Origin of the sequence: Myxococcus sp. CA056 (genome assembly GCF_013336715.1) — a bacterium.
Classification (GTDB): domain Bacteria; phylum Myxococcota; class Myxococcia; order Myxococcales; family Myxococcaceae; genus Myxococcus; species Myxococcus llanfairpwllgwyngyllgogerychwyrndrobwllllantysiliogogogochensis.
In genome coordinates, this window is the sequence record NZ_JABUMT010000011.1 from 141,346 (window position 1) to 161,849 (window position 20,504).

General features: G+C 68.8%; 18 protein-coding genes. 12 read left to right on the plus strand and 6 right to left on the minus strand.

Annotated features, from left to right (window positions below; genetic code table 11):
• The 5 genes from HUA76_RS32820 (at position 1) to rpoZ (ending at position 5,153) form a co-directional block, all read left to right on the plus strand.
• A complete protein-coding gene (locus HUA76_RS32820) occupies positions 1–957 on the plus strand; it encodes a hypothetical protein (protein ID WP_174453599.1) in 957 nt (318 codons plus the stop codon).
• A gap of 73 nt (positions 958–1,030) precedes the next feature.
• Positions 1,031–2,662 carry an MFS transporter gene (locus HUA76_RS32825; RefSeq protein ID WP_174463072.1) on the plus strand — a complete coding sequence of 544 codons (1,632 nt, stop codon included), beginning with the start codon at positions 1,031–1,033 and terminating at the stop codon, positions 2,660–2,662.
• Between the two features lie 103 nt (positions 2,663–2,765).
• Positions 2,766–4,406: a phosphoglucomutase (alpha-D-glucose-1,6-bisphosphate-dependent) gene (gene pgm, locus HUA76_RS32830; RefSeq protein WP_174463073.1), complete on the plus strand. Its 1,641-nt coding sequence runs from the start codon at positions 2,766–2,768 to the stop codon at positions 4,404–4,406.
• 12 nt (positions 4,407–4,418) lie between these two features.
• Positions 4,419–4,772, plus strand: a complete 354-nt coding sequence (locus tag HUA76_RS32835; RefSeq protein ID WP_174453596.1) for a DoxX family protein — start codon at positions 4,419–4,421, stop codon at positions 4,770–4,772.
• Positions 4,773–4,913: 141 nt separating this feature from the next.
• Positions 4,914–5,153: a DNA-directed RNA polymerase subunit omega gene (gene rpoZ, locus HUA76_RS32840; protein ID WP_141644810.1), complete on the plus strand. Its 240-nt coding sequence runs from the start codon at positions 4,914–4,916 to the stop codon at positions 5,151–5,153.
• Positions 5,154–5,162: 9 nt separating this feature from the next.
• Here the strand turns inward: rpoZ and HUA76_RS32845 are convergent, their stop codons facing one another.
• The 3 genes from HUA76_RS32845 to HUA76_RS32855 are packed head-to-tail and all read right to left on the minus strand — an operon-like array spanning position 5,163 to position 6,942.
• Entirely contained in the window at positions 5,163–5,642 is a 480-nt protein-coding gene (locus tag HUA76_RS32845; protein ID WP_141644809.1) for an NUDIX hydrolase, read from the minus strand.
• 39 nt (positions 5,643–5,681) lie between these two features.
• Complete coding sequence (locus tag HUA76_RS32850; protein ID WP_174463074.1) at positions 5,682–6,323, minus strand: hypothetical protein; 642 nt, start codon at positions 6,321–6,323, stop codon at positions 5,682–5,684.
• Positions 6,324–6,342: 19 nt separating this feature from the next.
• Complete coding sequence (locus HUA76_RS32855) at positions 6,343–6,942, minus strand: hypothetical protein (protein ID WP_174453593.1); 600 nt, start codon at positions 6,940–6,942, stop codon at positions 6,343–6,345.
• A gap of 413 nt (positions 6,943–7,355) precedes the next feature.
• Between HUA76_RS32855 and groES the strand changes: the two genes are divergently transcribed.
• The 6 genes from groES to HUA76_RS32885 all read left to right on the plus strand — a co-directional run bounded on the left by groES (position 7,356) and on the right by HUA76_RS32885 (position 13,436).
• Positions 7,356–7,646 (plus strand): co-chaperone GroES, encoded by a 291-nt coding sequence (gene groES, locus HUA76_RS32860; protein ID WP_002640434.1) that lies wholly within the window; start codon positions 7,356–7,358, stop codon positions 7,644–7,646.
• A 36-nt stretch (positions 7,647–7,682) separates the two neighbouring features.
• Positions 7,683–9,326 (plus strand): chaperonin GroEL, encoded by a 1,644-nt coding sequence (gene groL / locus HUA76_RS32865; RefSeq protein ID WP_141644806.1) that lies wholly within the window; start codon positions 7,683–7,685, stop codon positions 9,324–9,326.
• A gap of 146 nt (positions 9,327–9,472) precedes the next feature.
• Positions 9,473–9,730: a glutaredoxin 3 gene (gene grxC, locus HUA76_RS32870; RefSeq protein ID WP_141644805.1), complete on the plus strand. Its 258-nt coding sequence runs from the start codon at positions 9,473–9,475 to the stop codon at positions 9,728–9,730.
• A gap of 96 nt (positions 9,731–9,826) precedes the next feature.
• Positions 9,827–10,222: a hypothetical protein gene (locus tag HUA76_RS32875; RefSeq protein WP_174453592.1), complete on the plus strand. Its 396-nt coding sequence runs from the start codon at positions 9,827–9,829 to the stop codon at positions 10,220–10,222.
• 587 nt (positions 10,223–10,809) lie between these two features.
• Positions 10,810–12,195 (plus strand): sigma 54-dependent Fis family transcriptional regulator, encoded by a 1,386-nt coding sequence (locus HUA76_RS32880; RefSeq protein ID WP_141644829.1) that lies wholly within the window; start codon positions 10,810–10,812, stop codon positions 12,193–12,195.
• 38 nt (positions 12,196–12,233) lie between these two features.
• Positions 12,234–13,436 carry a hypothetical protein gene (locus HUA76_RS32885; RefSeq protein WP_174463075.1) on the plus strand — a complete coding sequence of 401 codons (1,203 nt, stop codon included), beginning with the start codon at positions 12,234–12,236 and terminating at the stop codon, positions 13,434–13,436.
• Between the two features lie 96 nt (positions 13,437–13,532).
• On the opposite strand, the gene smc is transcribed toward HUA76_RS32885, so the two are convergent.
• Positions 13,533–17,132 (minus strand): chromosome segregation protein SMC, encoded by a 3,600-nt coding sequence (gene smc / locus HUA76_RS32890; protein ID WP_174463076.1) that lies wholly within the window; start codon positions 17,130–17,132, stop codon positions 13,533–13,535.
• Between the two features lie 284 nt (positions 17,133–17,416).
• Between smc and HUA76_RS32895 the strand changes: the two genes are divergently transcribed.
• Entirely contained in the window at positions 17,417–18,178 is a 762-nt protein-coding gene (locus tag HUA76_RS32895; RefSeq protein ID WP_174463077.1) for a hypothetical protein, read from the plus strand.
• A gap of 22 nt (positions 18,179–18,200) precedes the next feature.
• On the opposite strand, the gene HUA76_RS32900 is transcribed toward HUA76_RS32895, so the two are convergent.
• Together HUA76_RS32900 and HUA76_RS32905 are read right to left on the minus strand one after the other, a co-directional pair.
• A complete protein-coding gene (locus HUA76_RS32900) occupies positions 18,201–19,628 on the minus strand; it encodes a hemolysin family protein (protein ID WP_174453591.1) in 1,428 nt (475 codons plus the stop codon).
• A gap of 3 nt (positions 19,629–19,631) precedes the next feature.
• Entirely contained in the window at positions 19,632–20,447 is an 816-nt protein-coding gene (locus HUA76_RS32905; protein WP_141644800.1) for a lipopolysaccharide assembly protein LapB, read from the minus strand.
• Positions 20,448–20,504 lie beyond the last annotated feature (57 nt).

The following is a 20,504-nucleotide window of genomic DNA, read 5'->3' on the forward strand; positions in this document are numbered from 1 at the left end:
ATGCGACACCTGGTGCCCATCTGTCTGTGTCTGGCCCTGGCCGCATGTGGCGGCGACTTCTCCAACGACGACCTGGAGTTCCTCAACGCCTTCCCCCGGCGCGAGGACCTGACGGCGTCGATGCCGGGGAAGACCCAAGGCGAAGCCTGGGGCGCACGTGTGGCCAGCAAGTCCGCGCAGCAGGCGGGACGGTTGGGGGACTCGTCGGGCATCGTCGGCGACACGGACGAGACGGGCCTGCGCTTCAACCAAGCGGTGGACGGAATCCTCTCCTCGCTGGAGGCCATCCAGCAGTACACGCCCACGAAGCGAGAGCCGGACCGTCGGGTGTGGGGGCCCATCCCGGGGCGCAACGACATGAAGTTCGACACGCGCTTCGTGATGACGCGTGAAGGGGAGCGGTTCGACTACCAGCTCCAGTACCGGGACGTCGGTGAGGGCGAGGACGCGTGGTGGAGCTTCATGTCGGGCTCCTTCCAGGCCAATGGCGGCGTCCGCAAGGGAGAGGGCAGCCTCATCATGGACCTGAAGCGGGCCCGGGAAGAGCGCTTCCTGGACATCCCCTTCCTGGACCGCGAGGAGATCCACTACCAGACGCGGAAGCTCCCCACGCGGGTGGAGCTGGTGTTCGTCAGCAACGTGCCCACCCTGCTGCCTTCGCGCTACATCTACCGCGAGGCGGAGGGGGACCTGGCGGAGATGACCTTCCAGATCCTCGACACCGACTTCGTCCAGGGCGGACTGCGCGAAGACGTGGCCCTCACCACGCGCTGGGCACCGGACGGCCGGGGGACGGGCATCCTGGAGATCATCAAGGGCGACATCCTGGGCGCCAAATACACCGAGTGCTGGGACGCGCAGGGCCGCGTGACGTTCATCTCCCGGAGCTGGGACTTCCTCAACCCCACCGAGGGCCTGCGCAGCTCCTGCCCGGACATGTCCGCGCTGGACCGGTAACCGGCCAACCCTCCGAGCGGAAGCGCGCGGGACACCCTGGGCCGCGAGCACGGCTGGTATAGAGTCCGCCGCCATGAGCGAGCAGCAGGGCAAGAGTGGAGAGCAGGCAGCGCGGCCGGGAACCTGGGCCAGTCTGGCGCGGGCCATGGCCTCCTGGCGGACGGCCTCCGTCACGCTGCTCTCGTTCTCCTCGGGCCTGCCGCTCGGCCTGGTGTGGATCGCCATCCCCGACTGGCTGCGCAGCATCGGCGTGGACATCCGCGTGGTGGGCATCATCACGCTGGCGCAGGCACCCTGGTCCTTCAAGTTCCTCTGGTCGCCGCTGATGGACCGCTATGTGCCGCCCTTCTGGGGCCGGCGGCGGGGCTGGATGGCGGTGGCGCAGGTGGCCCTCTTCGCCACGACATTGGCCCTGGCCGGCATCGGAGAACATCCGGAGACCGCGTGGGTGGTGGGCGCGCTGGCCATGGCGGTGGCGTTCTCCGCGGCGACGCAGGACATCGCCATCGACGCGTACGCGGTGGAGGTGCTGCGCAAGGAGGAGCAGGGCGTGGCGGTGGGCGCGCGCGTGGCGGTGTACCGCGCGGCCATGTTCATCGCGGGCTCGGCGGCGATTACGCTCGCGGGCCGCGTGTCGTGGAAGTGGGTCGTCATCGGGCTGGCGGTGCTGTACCTGCCCATGCTCATCGTCACGCGCTTCGCGCCGGAGCCCGAGGAGCGCTTCACGCCTCCGAAGTCCCTCAAGGACGCCGTCTGGTATCCCTTCGTGGGCTTCCTCGCGCGGCACCGGGCGCTCGAAATCCTCGCCTTCGTCTTCCTCTACAAGCTGGCCGACAACCTCGGCGGCACGCTCTTGCGGCCCTTCCTGGTGGACATGGGCTACAGCGACCTGCACCGGGGCGTGGCCCTGGGCACCATCGGCCTGTTCGGCACCATCGCCGGCACGCTCGTGGGAGGCGCGTGGACGACGGTGCTGGGCCTGGGCCGCGCGCTCTGGGTGTTCGGCGTCATCCAGATTGTGTCCAACATCGGCTACGTGCTCGTCGCGCGCGCCGGGGCGCCCACGCCGTGGCTGATGTACATCGCCATCGGCTTCGAGAACGTGACGCAGGGCCTGGGCACCGGGGCCTTCTCCGTGCTGCTGATGCGGCTGACGCAGAAGCGCTTCTCCGCCACCCAGTTCGCGCTGCTCTCCAGCCTCTTCTCCATTCCGCGCGTGGTGGCGGGCCCCATCGCCGGCTTCCTCGTGTACGCCATCGGCTGGGAGCCCTTCTTCTGGTTCACCATGGTGGGCGGCATCCCCGGCCTGCTGCTGCTCGCGCGCTTCGTGCCGCTGGGCGTGAAGGACCCGGACTTCGACGTGCAGAGCCGCCCCACCACCCGCGCCGTCACCCGCCCCGTCCTCATGGGCAGCGCCGCCTTCGCGGCCGTCGTGGGCATGGTGCTGGGCGCGATGACGACAGCGCTGCTCACCGCCGTGCAGAACCTGCGCAAGGCGCCCGAGAAGGGCTTCGATTTCGCCACGCCCTTCACCGCGCTGTTCCAGCCCTCGGGTGTCACCGACTGGGTGACGCTGGCCGGCATCGCCGTCTTCGGGTTGACGGTGGGCCTGCTCACCGCGGCGGTGCTCGCCGCGCGCTCCGGGGCGTTCTACCTCCCCGAGCAGGAGGCGCCCCCCTCCCCCTCTGGCGCCACCGGCTCGTAGCGAGGCACCCGCTTCGAGCCCGGGAGGGTCTGGGTCCACCCGAGGACAGCTCCCTCACATGGGAGATCCATCCGTCGCGCGGCGCGTTTATGTTGGCGGCGACATGGCCCATCCCCTCGCTGGAAAGCTCCCGCCGGAAGACCTCCTCATCGACCCCGAGAAGCTGCGCGCGCGCTACTACGCGGAGCGTCCCGACGTGGCCGTGCCCGAGCAGCGCGTCGCCTTCGGCACGTCGGGCCACCGAGGCTCCTCCGCGCGCACCAGCTTCAACGAGGCCCACATCGTCGCGGTGACGCAGGCCATCTGCGAGTACCGGCAGCAGCAGGGCATCGACGGGCCGCTGTACCTGGGCATGGACACCCATGCGCTGTCCGCGCCCGCGCAGCAGACCGCGCTCGAGGTGCTGGCCGCCAACGGCGTCCAGGTGCGCTTCACCGACGGCGCCACGCCCACGCCCGTCATCTCCCACGCCATCCTCACGTACAACAAAGGCCGGGGCGCCTCGGGGCTCTCGGACGGCATCGTCATCACCCCGTCCCACAACCCGCCCGAGGACGGCGGCATCAAATACAACCCGCCCAACGGCGGCCCCGCGGACACGAACGTCACCTCCGGCATCGAGCGCCGCGCCAATGCGCTGCTCGGTACCAGCAACGCGGGCGTGAAGCGCACGCCCTACGAGAAGGCGCGCACGGCCCCGACGGTGAAGCCCCACGACTTCATCACGCCCTATGTCGAGGACCTGGGCACCGTGGTGGACATGGAGGCCCTGCGCGGCGCGAAGCTGCACATCGGCGCGGATCCGCTCGGCGGCTCCAATGTCGCGTACTGGGAGCCCATCGCCACGCGCTACGGATTGAACCTGCGCGTGGTGAACCCCACGGTGGACCCGACGTTCCGCTTCATGCCGGTGGACCATGACGGGAAGATCCGCATGGACTGCTCGTCGCCGTACGCCATGGCGAATCTCGTGAAGCTCAAGGACCAGTACGACATCGCCTTCGGCAACGACGCGGACTCGGACCGGCACGGCATCGTCACGCGCTCCATCGGGTTGATGAATCCCAACCACTACCTCGCGGTGGCCATCCACTACCTGTTCCAGAACCGGCCCGGCTGGAAGGCGGACACCGCCGTGGGCAAGACGCTGGTGAGCAGCGGGCTCATCGACCGCGTGGCCAAGAGCCTGGGCCGCCGCGTCGTCGAGGTGCCGGTGGGCTTCAAGTGGTTCGTGGACGGGCTGTTGGACGGCTCGCTCGGCTTCGGCGGTGAGGAGAGCGCGGGAGCGTCCTTCCTGCGCCGCGACGGCACCGTGTGGACCACCGACAAGGACGGCATGCTGCTGGACCTGCTCGCGGTGGAGATTCTCGCGCGCACCGGCAAGGACCCGGGACAGCACTATCAGGAGCTGGCGGGGCGCTTCGGCACGCCGTACTACGCGCGCATCGACCAGGCGGCCACGCCCGCGCAGAAGTCCGTGCTGAAGAAGCTCTCACCGGAGGCGGTGAAGGCGACGAGCCTCGCGGGAGAACCCATCCTCCAGCGCCTCACGCGCGCGCCCGGCAACGACGCGGACATCGGCGGGCTCAAGGTGGTGGCGCAGAACGGCTGGTTCGCCGCGCGGCCGTCGGGCACCGAGGACGTGTACAAAATCTACGCGGAGAGCTTCCGCGACGACGCCCACCTCCAGGCCATCCTCCAGGAAGCCCGCTCCATCGTCGACACGGCCTTCGCGGGGGCGTAGGACTCCCGGCACATGGTGAAGACCGTCCTGATGTACGTGCTCGGCCTGTTCATGGTGGCCGGTGGCATCAATCACTTCGTGAACCCGCGCCCCTACGTGCGGATGATGCCGCCGTACCTGCCGTGGCACGGGCCCCTGGTCTTCCTGAGCGGCGTGGCGGAAGTCCTGCTGGGCGTGGGCCTGCTGGTTCCCGCCACGCGCGCGGTGTCCGCATGGGGACTCATCGCCCTGTTCGTCGCCATCTTCCCGGCCAACCTCCAGATGGCCCTCCAGCCCGAGCGCTTCAAGAAGGTCCCCGCCCCCCTGCTCTGGGCCCGGCTGCCCCTCCAGGTCGTCCTCATCGCCTGGGCCTGGTGGTACACCTGATCCACCGAATCCAGGCTTCCAGGGTGGGACAGCGCCTGTCCGCCCGGCGGCCCTGCCCGTGCGTCCTTCCTTGACTCCCCCCGGGGTGGTCTTTAGTTTTCACCGTTTCAGGTAGCCCCACCGAAATCCGAAGGACGTTCCATGGCTCGCGTCACAGTCGAAGACTGCCTCCCCCTCGTCGACAACCGGTTCGCGCTGGTGCTGCTCGGTGCGAAGCGCGCGCGTCAGCTGATGGCCGGCGCCCGCCCCATCATCGAGAGCTCCAAGAACAAGCCCCCCGTGCTGTCCCTGCGCGAGGTGGCCACGGGCCGCGTGAAGTTCGACCGCGACGTGCGCGAGGCGCTCTCCGGGAAGTACACCCCCGAAGACGCCCGCAAGTAGTCGTAGGTCCTAGGTTCCCTTCCCCTCGGGCCTTACGGCCGGGGAAGGGGCCTCCGGGATGAGCCCCTGGGCGCGCATCCACCGCACGGCGCGCGCGGCGACGGCCTTCTCTCCCTTGTAGCCGAGCAGGGGCACCAGCTGTCCCACCGGCACCCAGCGAACCTCGTCCACCTCCACGCGCGGCCCCGGCAGCGGCCCCAGCGCGCCTTCCTGGTAGCGGAAGAGGAAGAAGTGGACGCGCTTGAAGATGCGCTGCCCCCTGAATTGGTAGACGTAGCGAATCTCACCCAGCGGCGCGATGAGCGCGGCGGTGAGCCCCGTCTCCTCGTGGACCTCGCGGCTCGCCGTCTGCTCCGGAGTCTCCCCCGGGTCCACGTGCCCCTTGGGCAGCGCCCACAGAGGACGGCCATGCGGACGGATGACGACCACCTCCCAGGTGCCGTCACTCTCCCGGATGACAATCCCGCCTGCGGACGCCTCGCGTGGCATGCCCACCTACCCTAACCGAAGGAGGCGGGCCGCGGGGACTCAACCACCGTGGACGAAGTGACTCAGCTTCGCCTCCGCTCCCAGCCGGTAGGCATACCGGAGGTCCGCCAGGAGCCTGTCCAACCGCCTTCCGGAGACGTGCCCCATCATCCGCGAGCAGAAGCGCCGGGAGACGCGGTTGGCCTCCTCGTACCGCCAGCGCTCCTGGGACGACAGCTTCTCCCGGTAGGACACCCTGTCGAACAGCCGGGTGAGCAGCTCCTGGGCCCACGCCCCCACCCCCTCCCCCCAGCGGTGCAACAGGCAGATGGCGAACTTGTCCACCTCCGCCTGGGCCTCCAGCTCCAGCAGGGACACCGTCCGCCCGTGCGCCGCCGTGTGCGCCATGTAGAGGAAGTGGCTGACGCCCTCGGCCACCTGGCAGTAGCCGGCGAGGTCTCCATCCAGCAGGTACCCCAGCGGCCCGGCCTCGTAGGGCTTCAGCCTGTCGAGCAGCGCGGGGGACAGGTACAGCGCCATCTCCAGCGCGTCCCCTGACTCGTGCACCAGGAGTTCCTCGTCACTGCGCCCCGTGGCGCCCAACTGGACGGCGGCCTCCGTGTCCACCACGAAGACCTCCGCCCGAGCCTCGCACGTGAAGCCATAGATGGCCTCCAGGTGGTCCTGAACGCGGCCAATCATCGCGACCTCCGTGCCACGGCTAGTTGGGGAGCTGTCCCTTCGCGTTCGGCATCATCCCCGCGTCCACCAGCACGCGCTCCAGCCGGTCATTGCCCGTGCGCGCCCACGACTCGTAGACCTTCAACGCCCCGGAGGGCCCGGCCCGGACCATGCCTCGCGCCGAGATTTCCTCCAGCACCTCCACCACCGAGCGGAACTTGTCGTGCAGCTCCCGGTACACCCCCGCGAAGCCCGCCCGAGGGGACAGGTCCGCCACCTGGCCGTACGCCGTGCCTCCCATCTGGATGTAGTAGTCCGGCCCCACCACTCCGCCCTGGAGCGCGCCGGAGAAGAAGCCCACGGTGTAGAGGGAGACATCCCCCAGCCGCCGCAGCGTCCGGATGCGCGCCTCGCGCTCCTGTTGCAGCGCCTGGTGGTAGAGCAGCGCCAGGGGCTCGCGGCCCTTGCGGCCGTCCTCCTGGCGGTCAAACAGCATGTCGGTGCTGGCGAAGTCCGCCAGCAGGTTCACCAGATAGAACTCCGTCACCTCTTCCAGCGAGACGCGCTGGCGCGAAGTGACCTCGTCCAGGAGCGACTTGAAGAACTCCTTCAGCGACAGGGACGCCACCAGTTGACTCATCGACACTCCCGTCCTTCCACCCGGCCGACGGCGCCTTCGGGAATAAGGGAACGGTAGCAATCGACCCTCCTCGTCGCAAAACCCGCTTTCAATGATTCCAAGCACTTGCGCTGGCACTCGACCACCCCGAGTGCCAATTTCCACGTGCGGGGCGACGAGCGGGCGTCCTTCCACGGCGTCGTGCGCGGCGGGGAAAAGAGCAGCAATGCCAGACGGTTGGCATGTCGGGGCACGGGCAGTCAGCGTCGCTTGACGGGTCGACTTCGCTGGTTATTATCCGCCGCGCCTAGGCGTTAGCACTCGCAAGGTGTGAGTGCTAAATGCCGCGGGTCGTCACGGCCCTTTTCAACCCCCAGTGGCGCCGAGAGCCGTCCGGAGACCCCGGACGGTGGGCGCCCATCAAGGAGCAGACCATGAAGATTCGTCCCCTGCAGGATCGGCTCATCGTCAAGCGGGTCGCCGAGGAGAACAAGACCAAGGGCGGCCTCTTCATCCCGGACACGGCGAAGGAGAAGCCCCTCGAGGGCAAGGTCATCGCCGTCGGCAACGGCAAGGTGCAGGAGGACGGCAAGGTGCGTCCCCTCGACATCAAGGCCGGCGACACCATCCTCTTCAGCAAGTACGCCGGGACCGAGATCAAGCTCGACGGCGAGGAGCACCTCATCCTCCGTGAGGAGGATGTGCTCGGCGTCATCGAGAAGTAATCCGTCCCCCACCCCTTCACTCAAGGAATTCCCATCATGGCGAAGGAACTGCTTTTCGACGTACGCGCCCGCGAGGCCATTCTCCGTGGCGTCAACATCCTGGCCGACGCGGTCAAGGTGACCCTCGGCCCCAAGGGCCGTAACGTCGTCATCGAGAAGAGCTTCGGCTCGCCCACCATCACCAAGGACGGTGTGACGGTGGCGAAGGAAATCGAACTGGAGAACAAGTTCGAGAACATGGGCGCGCAGATGGTGAAGGAGGTCGCGTCCAAGACCTCCGACGTCGCCGGTGACGGCACCACCACCGCCACGGTGCTGGCGCAGGCCATCTTCCGCGAGGGCGCGAAGCTGGTGGCCGCCGGGCACAACCCGATGGACATCAAGCGCGGCATCGACAAGGCCGTCGCCGTCATCGTCGCGGAGCTGAAGAAGCTGGCGAAGCCGACGAAGGACAAGAAGGAAATCGCGCAGGTTGGCACCATCTCCGCCAACGGCGACGCCACCATCGGCCAGATCATCGCGGACGCGATGGAGAAGGTCGGCAAGGAGGGCGTCATCACGGTGGAGGAGGCCAAGGGCCTGGAGACGACGCTGGACGTCGTCGAAGGCATGCAGTTCGACCGCGGCTACCTGTCTCCGTACTTCGTGACGGACCCGGAGCGGATGGAGGCGGTGCTGAACGACGCGCTCATCCTCATCCACGAGAAGAAGATCTCCTCGATGAAGGACCTCCTGCCCATCCTGGAGCAGGTCGCTCGCGCTGGTAAGCCCCTGCTCATCATCGCCGAGGAGGTCGAGGGCGAGGCCCTGGCCACCCTGGTGGTGAACAAGATCCGCGGCGTGCTGAACGTGTGCGCGGTGAAGGCGCCGGGCTTCGGCGACCGCCGCAAGGCCATCCTCGAGGACATCGCCACCCTGACGGGCGGCCGGATGATCGCCGAGGACCTGGGCATCAAGCTGGACACGCTGACCCTGCAGGACCTGGGCAAGGCCAAGCGCATCACCGTCGACAAGGACAACACCACCGTCGTCGACGGCGCGGGCAGCCAGCCGGAGATCGAGGCGCGCGTGAAGCAGATCCGCGCCCAGGTCGAGGAGACCACCAGCGATTACGATCGCGAGAAGCTCCAGGAGCGTCTGGCGAAGCTCGTGGGCGGCGTGGCCGTCATCAACGTCGGCGCGGCCACCGAGACGGAGATGAAGGAGAAGAAGGCCCGCGTGGAGGACGCGCTCAACGCGACCCGCGCGGCCGTCGAGGAGGGCGTGGTTCCTGGCGGTGGCGTGGCCTACATCCGGTGCCTCAAGGCGCTGGAGGGTCAGACGTTCGCCGAGGGTGAGAAGTTCGGCGTGGACATCATCCGCCGCGCCGTCGAGGAGCCCCTGCGCCAGATCGTCGGCAACGGCGGCCTCGAGGGCAGCGTCATCGTCAACAAGGTCAAGGAAGGCACGGGCTCGTTCGGCTTCAACGCCGCGACGGGCGCGTACGAGGACCTGCTGGCCGCGGGCGTCATCGACCCGGCCAAGGTGAGCCGCACGGCGCTGCAGAACTCCGCGTCCGTGGCGTCCCTGATGCTGACCACCGAGGCGATGGTGGCCGAGCGTCCGAAGGACGAGAAGGACGCCCCCGCCGGCGGTGGCGGCATGGGCGGCATGGGCGGTATGGGCGGCATGGGCATGTAGTCGCCCCCCACCCCGGTCCATCCGGGGTGGACGCTTCACTGGCGGCCTCCGGTTCCTTTCAAGGAGCCGGGGGCCGTCGTGCTTTCATGCGCCCGGTGGCGCGCGAAAGGCCACGCCCTTACGTTGGGAATGAAGGAGGCGACACCGTGAAACCCGTGAAGATCTACACCACGAACTACTGTGGCTTTTGCGTCCGCGCGAAGGACCTGCTCAAGCGCAAGGGCGTGGACTACCAGGAGCTGGACGTCACCGGAGACGATGACGCGCGCGAGAAGCTGGTGGAGATGAGCGGAGGCCAGCGCACCGTGCCTCAAATCTTCATCGGTGACACGCACGTCGGCGGCTACTCGGACCTGGCCCAGCTCGACAAGGAAGGCAAGCTCGAGCCCATGCTCCAGGCCTGAGTCGCAAGCGGGCAGGCGAGCGCCCTTCACGGGGCCGCTCGCCGCGCCGTGCCTACCTTACCGCCATGGAACACCACCCCTTCTCGGGAGGCGGCAATGGCAGGTGAAGACGCGCACTACAACGTCATCAGCACGCTGTACCACCTGCTCAAGGGCGCCTCGACCGCGGAGCAGTTCATCCAGGACGCGGAGCGGGCGGGAGACCCGGAGCTGGCGCAGTTCTTCCGCGACTGGCGGGACGAGCAGCGCCACCTGGCCGAGCGGGCGAAGAACCTCCTGGGCGCGCGACTGGGGACGACGGAAAGGGCCGCGGCCACGGGCAGCGCCGGACGCAAGCGCGCGGCGGGCTCGGGCAAGTCCTCCCCAAAGGGACCGGTGGTCAGGGACCAGAGCAACGCGGGGGTGAAGTCCGGAGGAACCAGCTCCGATGATCTCGTGGACGAGCTTTCCAAGGAGTCATTCCCCGCCAGCGACTCGCCGTCGACGTACTGATTGGACCTCGCCCGCGCGTGACACTGGATTCGCGGAGGGTGTTCGTCTTGGATGCCGGCCGTGAGCTTCTGGAACGGCCCTTCCCATCCTCCTGGACGACCTCCGCCGGCGCAGGCGCGGCTGCGGAACGCCCGAGGGCCGCACCGCGACACGACGCGGCGCCTGCACGGCGACGAACGTGCGCTGGTGGACAGTCCCAGGCACACCCCAGCACGAGGTCCCCAGGCGTCCATGGCGTACTGGGGCCACGTGGACGTGCGCCACCCCACCCTCCGACGCGCCCTTCCGGGAGTCACCGGGAAGGACGCCAGCATCCCCATCGCGCAAAGCACGGACGAGGGCCCAGGCCCCACTCCGAAGCCACCGCGCGCTGGGGAGTCGTTCGCCCGGAGGCCCGAGCGGGGACACTCCGACGCGCCACCCCCGCCCCGGTCCACGCGCACGGGGCGCTCCTTCCGAGGAAGGCTGACGTGCAACAGCCTTCCGGGAAGATTCTTCCACTCATGCTGCCCTGACCAGTTCGGGCACGAGCACATGGTGCGTCGGGCTTGCCCGCCCGGTCCCCTCGCACCTAAAGAGGACCCATGATGGAGCCCAGGCCCGAGGTCACCCAGACCACCCAGACGGACAAAGAAGAAGGCCGCACCACCCGCATCCCCATTCACGAATGGACCGTGGAGGTGGTGTCTGGCCCCGACAAGGGCAAGAAGGTGACGACCCAGGATGGCTTGGTACGCGTGGGCTCGGACCCCGCAAGCGACCTGGTGCTGACGGACACCACGGTGAGCCGCCGTCACCTCGAGGTGGAGCGCACGCCGCGAGGCCTCCTGCTGCGCGACACCGGCAGTCGCAATGGCACCTTCCTCGACGGGCGACAGGTGCTTCAGGCGTACCTGGGCCGCGGAGACAAGGTCGAGCTCGGCAAGACGAAGCTGGCCGTGAAGGTGGCGGCGAAGCCCACCGAGGTGGAGCTCGCGGGCGCCGAGTCCTTCGGCGCGCTGGTGGGCTCCTCGGAGAAGATGCGGTGGGTCTTCACGGAGCTGCGGCGCGTGGCCCGCGAGGACATGAGCCTGCTCATCGAGGGCGAGACGGGCACCGGCAAGGAGCTGGCGGCGCGCGCGGTGCATCAGCACTCGTCGCGGCGGCATGGCCCGTTCAAGGTCGTCGACTGCAACCTCATCTCCGAGGAGAAGGCGGAGCGGGAGCTGTTCGGCGGTCTGCGCGCGAGCGACCCGGAGGACAAGGAGGCGCGCGGCGTCTTCGAGGCCGCCCGGGGAGGGACGCTCTTCCTGGATGAGGTCGGCGAGCTGCCGCTGATGGTGCAGGGCAAGCTGTTGCGCGTGCTGGACGCGCGCGAGGTGCCCTCGCTGGACGGCCAGCCCGTGCCGGTGGACGTGCGAGTCATCGCCTCCACGCACCGCAACCTGGAGGAGGACGTGCGCCAGGGCCGCTTCCGCGCGGACCTGTACTTCCGCCTCGCTGTCGCGCGCGTGCGCCTGCCGCCCCTGCGCACCCGCCGCGAGGACCTGCCCTCGCTGGCGCAGGCCCTGTCGCAGACGTTGCGCGCCAGCGTGACGCTGACGCCCCAGACGCTCGCGCTCTTCGAGGGCTATGACTGGCCGGGCAACGTGCGCGAGCTGCGCAATGTGCTCGAGCGCGGCGCGCTGATGGAGGAGACGGGCAACACCAGCTGGCTGGACTTCCTCGCCCAGCCCTCGCGCCGCCCGGAGGGTCAGCCGCCCGGCACCCACGTGGCCACGCTCGTCACCGGCATGCCGTACCACGAGGCAAAGGACAGGGTGCTGGCCGACTTCGAGCGCCTCTACTTCGCCGAGGTGATGCGCACGGTGGGCTTCGACATGAAGGCCGCCGAGCAGCGCACCGGGCTGTCCATGCAGAGCCTCTATCGTCTGCTCAAGAAGAACGGGCTTCGCCTCAAGGACCTCAAGAACGCCGAGGGCCTGGAGAAGTGAGTGCCCCCTCGCAGTTCCACCCCATGGAGAACAACCGCATGTTGCGTCGTCTCGTCGTAGCCTCCGTCGTCTTCACCGCCGCCTGCGCCGGTCAGCAGAAGCCCGCCGAGAGCGCCGACACGGCCGCCAAGCCGCAGACCACCGAGGAGCGCGTGCGCATTGGCAACCAGCCCGCGTTCGACGTGGCCACCTGCTTCCCGCGCGAGCTGACCCTGCCGGCGTCCAATCAGGGCGTGCTGGTGGGCGCCATGCTCACCACCCGGCCGGAAGTACTCGAGTGCCTCGTGTCCCCGCAGAACCGGGGCCCCGCCGAGAAGACGGTGGCGACGGTGAAGACCACCGTGACGGACGCGGGCAGCACCCACGCCATCACTGGTGAGAACCTCACCCCCACGGGCACTCAGTGCATCCAGGCCGTGGTGGACAAGCTCGTCCAGCCCAAGCCCCTGGCCAAGGGCGCCCCGCCGCTGGAGTCCACGGCGACCTTCGAGCACGACACCACGGCCAGCGCCACGGTGAAGTTCGGCGTCAACGACGGCTCGGACTTCTCCGGCGCCGTCCGCCTGGCCCAGCAGGGCTGGTGCGACTGCTACGCCACCTACAAGGCGCAGACGCCGCCGGTGCTGACGTCCCACATGACGCTCACCAAGGGCCAGCCCGTCGCCGAGGTGACGTTCGACGCCTCCGGCAGCACCGAGGGTGACCAGCTCGCCGCGTGCCTCAAGACGAAGATTGTCGCCGTGCCCGCGAAGCTGTCCACGGACAAGCTCAGCTACCCGCACCGCTTCGTCCACTTCAACTCCGGGGCCACCGAGGCCGCCAGCGCCCTGCCCCCCCAGCTGCGCTTCTTCCAGCTGGAGGTCGTCCGCAACCAGCGCGCGGCGGACGCGGCCATCGCCTTCGGCGCCCGCGCCGCGGCGGCCGAGTCGTTCGAGGCCGTGGTGGCGAAGTACCAGAAGACCAAGGACTACAAGCTGTTCGACGAGCTGGCCGGCAAGTGCAACGCCCTGGTGGAGGCCGCGCAGGGTTGGGTGAAGGCGCTGGAGGCCCAGCAGGCCGTGGACCAGGCCTCCGTGGCGCTGGTGCAGGAGCTGAAGACGACGGACGCCGAGGGTTGGACGCCGGTGGAGACGGCCAGCCAGACGGCGCTGACCAACACCCAGAAGGACCTGACGGCCGCCCAGGCCCGCGCGGACGCGGACCAGAAGGCGTGCCCGAAGAAGTCCTACAAGGGCAAGTAGTCGGTAAGCAGTCCCCAGCGGGCTGAAACGCACGAAGGCGCGGGACCCGAACTTCCGGGACCCGCGCCTTCTGTGTTTCCAGCGTCGTGAGGACGACTACGCGCTGATCTTGTCGTCGTTGGCCGCGCTGGCCTCGCTGATGCGCACGCTGACGAGCTTGGAGATGCCCGGCTCCTCCATGGTGACACCGTAGAGGGTGTTGGAGACCTCCATGGTCCGCTTGTTGTGGGTGATGAGGATGAACTGCGACTGGCTGCTCATCTCCTTCACCATGTCGTTGTAGCGGCCCACGTTGCCCTCATCCAGCGGCGCGTCGACCTCGTCCAGGAGGCAGAAGGGCGTGGGCTTGATGAGGAAGATGCCGAAGATGAGGCCTACGGCGGTGAGGGCCTTCTCTCCACCGGAGAGCAGGTTGACGCTCTGCAGCTTCTTGCCCGGCGGCTGGGCGACGATTTCCACGCCCGGCTCGCCATTGGGGCCGTCGTTGGTGAGGACCAGGCTGGCGCGCCCACCGCCGAACAGGCGGGGGAAGATGGCCTGGAACTTCTCGTTCACCACGTCGAAGGTCTGCTTGAAGCGCTCGCGGCTGGTGGCGTCGATGCGGGTGATGGCCTCGCGCAGCTGCCCCATGGAGGCCTGGAGGTCCGTCTTCTGCGCGATGAGGAAGTCGAAGCGCTTGGACAGCTCCGCGTGCTCGTCGATGGCGGTGAGGTTGATCTCCCCCATCTTCTCCACCTGGGCGCGCAGGTCCTTCAGCTCCGCCTCCGTCTCCGGCGCCAGCGAAGGCAGCAGGTGGTAGCGGTGCAGCTCCAGCGCCAGGTCCACCTGGTGCCGCTCGCGGATGCCGGCCGACAGGTGCTCCAGCTCCAGGGCAATCTCGCGCTCGCGCAGCGAAATCTGCGACAGCCCCTGCATCAGCTCCTCCACCCGACCGCGCAGCTCGCGGAACTGGGCGTCCTGCTCCCGCACCTCCGTCGAGGCCGTGGTGTGCGCGGTGCGCCGCGTCTCCAGGCCCTCCGCGGCCACGCGGTGCTCTTCCACGCGCTGGGCCAGCCCCGCTTCCGTCTCCGCCGTGCGCCGCGCCAGCTCCTCCGTGCGCGTGCCACCCTCGGCCAGCGTCGCCTGGAGGCGCGCCACGCGCGTCTCCATCTCCCGGCGCTGAGTCACCAGGCTGTCCAGCTCCTTGCGCGCGGACTCGCCGCGCTCGCTGCCCGCGGCGACCTTGATGCGCAGGCCCGTCAGCTCGCCATTGGCGGACTCGGAGCGCTGGCGCAGCGACTCCTGCTCGGAGGAGAGCTGCCGGACGCGCTCCTCGCGCGACTCCCGGTCCGTCTGGCCGTGGGCCACCTCGCCCCGGCTCGTCTCCTCCTCGTTCGCCAGCGCCATGTGGCTCTGACCCAGCTGCCCGTCCTCCAGCTCCTGGGCCCGGAGGCGCTCGCGCACCTTCGCCAGGTCCTCGCCCGCCTTGTGCAGGTCCTTCTCCTGGCTGGCGAGGTTCACCTCCTCGGCGTGCTGGTTCTTCGCCAGCCCCTTGAGGACGCCCTCGGTGTGCCCCATCTGCTTCTGGAGCGTGTAGTGCCGGGTGAGGATTTCGTTGTAGCGCTCCTCCACCCGGGCCACCTCGGTGGCCAGCTCGGCGATTTCACGCTTCTTCTGGAGCGCACCCACCGCCGCGCCCTCGCGCTCGCCGCCGACAATCGTCCCGTCCGAGCGGAAGACCTCGCCCTCCTGGGTGACGAGCGTGCACTGGGGGCCACCGGCCTCCGAGTACGCACGCGCCGACGCCAGGTCCTGGACGATGACCACGTCTCCCAGCAGCATCCGCACCACGGGCGCCAGGGCCTCCTCGCACGTCACCTCGCGCAGCGCGTGGGCCAGCACCCCCGGGCGCTCGAAGTCCGGCTCCAGCACGGGCTGCAGCGTGTCAAGCATGGGCACGGGCAGGAAGCTGCCGCGGCCCTCCGCGTGGCCCTTGAGGTACTCCACCAGCTCCACGCCCTTGTCGCGGCTCTCCACGATGACGTGCTGGAGCCGCTCACCCAGGGCCGCCTCCACGGCGCGCTCGTAGCGCTGGGTGACGGTGAGCACGTCCGCCACGAGGCCGAAGATGCCCTGCTCCCGGGCCACCGTGCCGGCGCGCATCATCACCGCGCGCACGCCCCGGTCGAACCCGTCGTAGTTCTTCTGGATGTCCTCCAGGGACGACAGGCGGCTGCGCTTGTCGCTCAGCTCCTCGCGCAGCGCGATGACCTGGATTTCGTTCTCCGTGAAGGTCGCGCGCGTGCGGGTGAGGGCCTCTTCCTCCTGCCCCTTGCGCTCGGCGAGCTCCGCGGCGAGGTGCCGGGTGTCCTCCACCCGCTTCGCCACGTCGCCGCGCACCGACTCCAGCTCCGTCTCCTGCGCGCGCAGCCCGTCCAGCTCCGCCTGGAGCCTGGCCCGACGCGCTTCCAGGTCCGTGCGCTGACGGGCCAGGTTGACCAGGTTGCTCTCGTGGTTGGCCAGTCGGGTGGCCACCGCCACCAGCCCGGCGCGCTCCTGCTCCAACCGCAGGGCGACCTCCGTCTGGAGGTGGTTGACGCGGCGCAGCTCCTCCTGCGCCACCTGCATCGCCACCTCGTCCTCCTTCCACGAGCCGGCGATGCCGGACAGCTCCGCCTCGCGGGCGGCCATGGCGTCGGACATCTCCGCCTGCCGCGCCAGCAGCCCGTCCAGCTCCGCCCGGGCCTGCATCACACGGCTGTTCGTCTCGTCGTAGTCACGGCGGCCGTAGGCCAGCTCCTGCGTGTCGCGCTGCACGGAGCTTTCGAGCGCGTGCACCTCCGCGGCCAGCGTCTGGAGGGCGGCGGCCTCCGCGTCCAGCTCCGCGCGGCGCCGGGTGATGGCCTCCTCCAGCTCCTTCACCCGGTCCAGGTTTTCTCGCTCCTCGGAGCCCAGGTTCTGCAGGCGCGACTGGAGGACCTGCTTCTCCGCCAGCAGCTCCAGGTGGCGGTGGCTGGCCGCGTGCAGGTCGATGTCCCGCATGCGCTGCTTGACCTTCTTGTACTTCTCCGCCTTCTTCGCCTGGCGCGACAGCGCGTCCAGCCTCTTCTCCAGCTCGCTGGTGATGTCCGTCACGCGCAGGAGGTTGGCCTCGGTGGCCTCCATCTTCCGCTCGGCGGCCTTGCGGCGGGCCTTGTACTTGGTGACGCCCGCGGCCTCCTCCAGCAGGTGGCGCCGGTCCTCCGGCTTGCTGGAGACGATGAGGCCCACGCGGCCCTGCTCGATGATGGAGTAGGCCTTGGTGCCCACGCCCGTGCCGAGGAACAGCTCGGTGATATCCAGCAGCCGGCACAGCGTCTTGTTGATGAGGTACTCCGAGTCCCCGTTGCGGAACAGGCGCCGCGTGACGGTGATCTCCGAGTAGCCCTGGTACTGGGGCGACAGCTGGTCCGTGTCATCCACCAGGAAGGTGAGCGACACCTCCGCCATGGACAGGGGCGGCTTGTTCTCCGAGCCGTTGAAGATGACGTCCTCCATGCCACGGCCACGGAGGTTCTTCGCGCTCTGCTCACCCATCACCCAGCGGATGGCGTCCACGACGTTGGACTTTCCACAGCCGTTCGGGCCGACGATGCCGGTGACGCCCTCGTCGAAAGTGAAGACGCTCCGCTCCATGAACGACTTGAAGCCGGTGATGTCCAACCGCTTGATACGCATGCCAGCGGGCTCCTGGAAGAGGCGCGAGGTACGAGGTGAAAAGTGAGCGCGAGGCCGAAAAATCGGCCTCGGAACGATCAGCAGGAGTACCAGCCGCCATCCAGGCGATCAAGCGTGACCATGCCACGCGTGGCCATACGTTCGGCTGCTTGCCCTTCAAACGGGCCAGAGGCGGGCAGGAAGGTCCTCTCTTGGACTTGCGCCCTGGCCGCCCCACCCTACCTTCCCATTGACATTCCTGGAGGTTGCGTACGTACCAGCCCTTTCTTGCCCTGACGCTCCTCATGGGAGCGTCCCCTACGCCGGAGGTAACACCCCGGTCTGACACGCAGGCGGTGGAAGCCCCGGCCCCCTGCCCCCACCCGTATTTCCCGCTGGAGGAAGGGCTGACGCTCACCTACCGGGCGGGCAAGTCGTCGCAGATGGTCATCAGCACCCACGGCGTGACCCCCACACCCGAGGGGCTGCGCGGCAAGGTCGCCGTGAAGCTCAAGGGCCGCCAGGGCGAGACGGACGCCACCTGCACCGCCGAGGGCATGAGCACGGGCCTGGGCGGCCTGGAAGGCACGCTGCTGTCCGCGTCCGGCATGGATGTGCAGGTGGTGAGCTCGGAAGGCATGGCGGTGCCCGCGCTGACGAGCATGGTGCCCGGCGGCTCGTGGAAGAACAGCCTGTCGGTGAAGCTCCAGCCCCCCGCGGGCAAGACGGGCGGCATCCGGCCCATCATCGCCACCACGTTCGAAAAGGAGTCGACCGTCGTGGGCGAGGAGGAAGTCACCGTGGCCGCCGGCACGTTCAAGGCGCTGAAGGTGAAGAACATCGTCACCGCGCGCGCCAGCCGCCCTGGCTCCGAGGGCCGCTCCATGGAGAGCTATGTCTGGTTCGCGCCGGGCGTGGGCATCCTCAAGTTCGCCACGGCGGAGAGCACGGACCTGGAATTGCTCAAGGTGGAGCGTCCCCAGCCCGTGCAGGCCAAGTCCTCCGGCAAGGCGCGCCGGCCCGTGAAGAAGGCCGCGGCCGACACGAAGGTGCCCTCGGCGCCCTGAACCAGGCGGCCGGGGCAGACAGCTAGGTGGACTCGCCGCCCGACGACGAGGCGGGGGGTATCTCTCCTGGAGCGCCCTGCGACGGCTCTCCCGGGCCGGACGAGGACGACGACTCCGTGGCCGAGCGGGGGGCGGCGCGGGACTGAGGCTCCACCGTCACGCGCACCACACGGGGTCCGTCCACCTCCTCCACCAGGATTCGCCACATATCCAGCCGCAGCGAGTCCCCCTTCTCCGGGACGCGCCCCAGCTTCGCCATCAGGAAGCCGGCAATCGTCGTCACCTCGCCCTCTTCGTCCTCATCGAGGTCGAAGCTGACGTCGAGCCGCTCCTCCAGGTCATCCAACTGCGCCGTGCCCGGAAGCTCGAAGCGCCCGCCCGGCAGCGAGCGGACCTCATCCACCCGCCGGCCCAGCTCCGCCACGTCGCCCACGACTTCGGCCACCACGTCCGCGATCGTCACCAGGCCCGACGTGCCGCCGTGCTCGTCGACGACAAGGGCCGTCTGACGACGACGGCGGCGGAACTCCGCGAGCAGTTGCTCCAGCGTCGCGTTCTCCGGGATGAAGAGCACCGGCCGCTGCACCTGCGCCAGGCTGCGCAGCTCACCGCGAGACAGGAGGAAGAAGAGGTCCTTGGCGTTCACCACGCCCTCCACCTCGTCCAGGTTGCCCCGGCACACCGGCAGCCACGTGTGCCCCGCGGCGCGCGCGTCCGCGATGCACTTCTCCAGCGGCTCCTCCACGTCCAAGAACTTCACCTGGTTTCGCGGCACCATCACCTGCCGCGCCGTCTTCTGCGCCATCTCCAGCGCGCGCTCCAAAAGCTCCGCGCGCGCCGTCGTAATCGCCCCCGCCTGCGCGGAGCTGTGGAGGATGACGCGCAGCTCGTCCTCGCTGTGCGCCTCGTGCGCCTCTCCCACCGAATGGAGGCCGAAGATGCGCAGCACCCACGCCGCCAGCCCGTTGAGCAGGATGATGGCCGGATAGAACAGGAAGTAGAACGCCCGCATCGGCAGCGCCACGGCCAGCGTGGTCGCCTCCGCGCGCTGAATCGCCAGGCTCTTGGGCGCCAGCTCTCCCAGGACGATGTGCAGGAAGGTGATGATGCTGAAGCCGATGACCACCGACACGGTGTGAGCCAGCGTGGGGCTCGCGCCCTCGGGAACCAGCCGCGTCAGCACGGGCTCCAGGAGCTTCGCGAAGGCGGGCTCACCCAGCCAGCCCAGGCCCAGCGAGGCCAGCGTGATTCCGAACTGCGTGGCGGACAGGTACGCGTCCAGCTTCTCCACCATCCGCAGCGCCTGCGCGGCGCCCGGCGTGCCCTCGTCCACGAGCGACTGCAGGCGCGTGGCGCGAATCTTCACGATGGCGAACTCGGTCGCCACGAAGAAGCCGTTGGCGAAGACCAGGAGGATCGCCAGCCCCAGGAACACCCATTCCATTCCCATGGCTCAGAACAAGGCGTCGAAGTCGGCGTCGCCCTTGAGCGCGTCGAACATGGGGTCCGTGGACAGCCACCCCATCACCTTCTGACGGTCCGCCGTGAGCGCCGCCTTCAGGTACTGCACCGCGTCCTTCGGCCTGCCCCACAGAGCGTACAGCGCCGACAGGTTGTAGTTGAGCAGCAGGTCCTCCGCGTTCAGCGCGCGAGCCCGCTCATACGCGCGCTCGGCCTCCGCGTAGAAGCCCTTCTGCGCGTAGCAGATGCCCAAATCGAGCTGCGCCTCGAAGTTGTCCGGCTCCAGCCGCACCACGTCCTTCAGCAACGTAATCGCCGAGCGGTAGTCCCCCTCGTCCATCATCAGCGCCGCCAGCTCGTGCCGGGGGAACGCGTCCTGGGGGTCCAGCTCGATGGCCGCCTGCAGCTCGCGCATCGCCTCTTCCACCCGCCCCTGGTCCGCGTACGTGAGGCCCAGGTTGAGGTGCGCGTCCGGGTACTCCGGATCCAACTCGATGGCTTCCTTGTACTCCTCCACCGCCATCTCCCCGGCATGCGTGGAGAGGAAGCAAGCCAGGTTGTAGTGCGCCGTGGCGCTCTCCGGCTCCAGCTTCAGGGCGGTGAGGTACTCGGTGAGGGCCTCGCGGAAGAGCTTCTTCTCCGCGTAGACGGTGGCCAGGTTGTCGTGCGCGTGCGCCGAGCTCGGGTCCAGGTCGATGGCCTTCTTGAACTCCTTGATGGCCTCATCGAGCCAACCCCGGTCCGCCAGCTCGATTCCGCGAGTGTTGTGCTCGTCGGAGAGCGCGATGTTGTCCTTTTCCCGGGCCATGAGAGCGCCGGGCAATCTACGCGTCGCGCAACAAAGGGTGCAAGGTAGAGTTTCCCT